2 protein-coding genes are annotated in these 1,077 nt (G+C 79.2%); one reads left to right on the plus strand and one right to left on the minus strand.

The genetic code is table 11. The annotated features are described in order from the left end of the window. Positions 1 to 461, minus strand: a 461-nt coding sequence (locus C6N75_RS27395) for a hypothetical protein (protein ID WP_105871558.1), incomplete at its 3' end; no start/stop codon positions are given. 261 nt (positions 462 to 722) lie between these two features. Between C6N75_RS27395 and C6N75_RS27405 the strand changes: the two genes are divergently transcribed. Continuing rightward, positions 723 to 1,077 (plus strand): SCO2400 family protein (locus C6N75_RS27405; protein ID WP_456340831.1); only part of this gene is annotated, 355 nt, incomplete at its 3' end.

The following is a 1,077-nucleotide window of genomic DNA, read 5'->3' on the forward strand; positions in this document are numbered from 1 at the left end:
GGTGGGAAGGCGCGGGCGACCTCGTCCACCGTGCAGCCCCAGGGGCGGAGGTCGGCGGCGGTGCGCAGCTCGGGCCCGCGGGCGCCGGGGGCCCGGACCAGCCAGGCGTTCCAGGCCGGTCCGCCCGGCGCGGCCAGCACCTCGAACCGCAGATCCGGCCAGAGCGGCACCGGCCACCGCAGCACCTCGCACTCCAGGTCGCCGACCGTCCGGCGGGCGCGCGACTCGGGCTCGCCCAGCACCCGGCGGTAGCGGCTCAGCTCGCCCGGGCCGCGCGGCGCCCGCACCATCGCCTGCCAGCGCCGGTTGGCCTCCCGCATCTCGGCGATCGAGGCGTCCAGCTCCCGCCGCGCCTCCTCCACCAGCCCCGGCTGGAAGTCGCCCATCCGGCGCAGCAGCACCAACTGGAACTCACGCGGACCGAACGGCGCGGCGGAGGAGGCGGAGCCGGGAGGCGTCATGCCCCCATCCTGCCGGTGCCGGTGCCGGTGCCGGTGCCGGTGCCGGTGCTGGTGCCGGCGGCAGGATGGCATGCGGGCAGCAGGCCGGGGCGGGTGTGGCCGCGTTCGCGGCGGTACGCGGCCCAAGGCGCCGTACGGCCGGTGCGGACGGGTTGGCGGCGATACGGCCGCTTCACCGCGCCGACCAGCGGTGCTTCCACACACGATCCACACAGTCATGGCCGGTTCCGGGCCCCGCGGCGCGCATACTCTGCGGGCGCCATGGACTACTGCCACTCGTGCCGACGCCACCTGAACGGGGCCCTGGCCTGCGCAGGCTGCGGCACGCCCGCCGAGCGGCTGCCCGGCCGCGCGCCGGCTCCGCCGCCCGCCCCCGACCGCACCCCGGTCTTCGAGCTGAGCCAGGACGAGGACCTCCCGGCGGGCGGCAGCCGGCACGGCCGCGAGCGGGCGCGCCGGGCCGCCCGCCGGGCCCGCAGCCGCCGCGGCCGCAAGCTGGCGACCGGCGCGGCCGGTCTGCTGCTCGCCGCGGGCCTGCTCGGGCTGGCCGAGCTGGCCGTCGAGGGCTCCGGGGACGACCGTGCCGCCACCGCCGTGGAGGAGCAGGGCGGCGCGG

It is taken from the genome of Streptomyces solincola, from assembly GCF_002982015.1.
GTDB classification, from domain to species: domain Bacteria; phylum Actinomycetota; class Actinomycetes; order Streptomycetales; family Streptomycetaceae; genus Streptomyces; species Streptomyces solincola.